Source organism: Vibrio sp. Vb0667 (assembly GCF_033391095.1).
The window spans coordinates 1-1582 of sequence record NZ_JAWPOL010000135.1; the positions used below are offsets into that span (position 1 = coordinate 1).

Genomic DNA, 1582 nt, shown 5'->3' on the forward strand with positions numbered 1-1582 from the left:
TGGTTTCTGAGTTGAGTAATGGTCGTGGCTTATCGTCTGCGATGCAGCCGCACAACAAAGTGTTTAGTCCGTTATTCGTTTCCATGATCAACGTGGGTGAGAATACCGGTCGACTCGATGAAGCATTGCTGCAGCTAGCAAACTACTATGAGCAAGAGCTAGAAACACGTAAACGCATTAAAGCCGCAATGCGCTACCCGACGTTCGTTATCGTATTTATTACCATCGCCATGTTCATTCTGAACATTCTGGTTATCCCCGAGTTTGCATCGATGTTTACTCGTTTTGGGGTTGAGTTGCCGCTTCCAACTCGGATCTTGATTGCGACGTCCAACTTCTTTGTTCACTACTGGGGATTGCTCATTGCCGCTATGGTCGGTGCATTCTTTGTGTTCAAAGCTTGGGTTGCGACAGCAGATGGGCGGGAGAAGTTTGATAAATTTCGCCTCCGCTTACCAATCGTTGGCGATATCGTAAATCGCGCTCAATTGTCGCGCTTTGCTCGAACATTCTCGTTGATGTTGAAATCAGGTGTGCCGCTCAACCAATCTTTGGCACTTGCTGGTGAAGCATTGGGTAACCGCTTTTTAGAAAATCGAATTTTAGAGATGAAAGCAGCCATCGAAGCGGGTAGCACCATTTCTGTCACTGCCATCAACAGCAATATTTTTACGCCATTAGTTATTCAAATGATTGCAGTTGGTGAAGAAACGGGTCGTATTGATGAACTTTTGCTCGAAGTCTCAGATTTTTATGATCGAGAAGTGGATTATGACCTTAAAACACTGACGGCAAGAATAGAACCATTACTTTTGGTCATTGTCGCTGGGATGGTGATGGTACTTGCATTGGGTATTTTCTTACCAATGTGGGGGATGCTGGACATCATCAAAGGCGGCTAATGCGTGGTTGAGAATCAAAGCCGAGCAACGCTCATTATGTTTGGCTTAGTTGCGGTCATCATCGTGGTTGGAATGGCGATTAAATTGCAGCCAGTCACTGAAGAAGCACAAGCGACAGGTGCAAAACTCGCAAAGGTTTGGATGCTAGACAGTGTTCAGCGTTATCACCAAGCGTGGTTAGTGCAAGGTGAGCCCAATCATATGGAAATGGATGGTTTTCAACTCACCATGACTGAAGGGGGATTGGTGTCGCCGTTCACACAACAAGGCGTACTCGATTGCGGATATTGGTTAGCTGTTCATTACCCGCAACGTAAGATTATGGCTAGTGAGTTATTAGATATTAGCGGAACAATCAAAAGTAATCGTTATATCTGCAACTATACTTACGAAAGTGGCCAAACAATTGTAGTTATGTCTACCGCTAATCGACTGATAATAGACGTCGAAATGTCGGCGGAGTGAATTTTTTGACACTTAAGTACTATAAATGGGAATGAAAGTCGGTATAATGCAAACATTACCATAAGCCTAAGGTTGTAATAAAAGGTAAACCATAAAATGATTACCTTTGTTATCAAACCTTTTCGGAATAATGGCGATTCGTCATTCTGCTCAAGCGGTAGATACAGTATCCACTTCACGGTCAGTTTTAGTGAACGTTGCTGCCCCAAACCGTT

At 43.9% G+C, this 1582-nt stretch carries 2 protein-coding genes; both read left to right on the plus strand.

Annotated features, from left to right (window positions below; translation table 11 throughout):
• Positions 1-902: type II secretion system F family protein (locus R8269_RS24025; protein WP_318222756.1), on the plus strand; the 902-nt coding region annotated here is incomplete at its 5' end.
• Between the two features lie 3 nt (positions 903-905).
• A complete protein-coding gene (locus R8269_RS24030; RefSeq protein WP_005456302.1) occupies positions 906-1367 on the plus strand; it encodes an MSHA biogenesis protein MshF in 462 nt (153 codons plus the stop codon).
• Positions 1368-1582 lie beyond the last annotated feature (215 nt).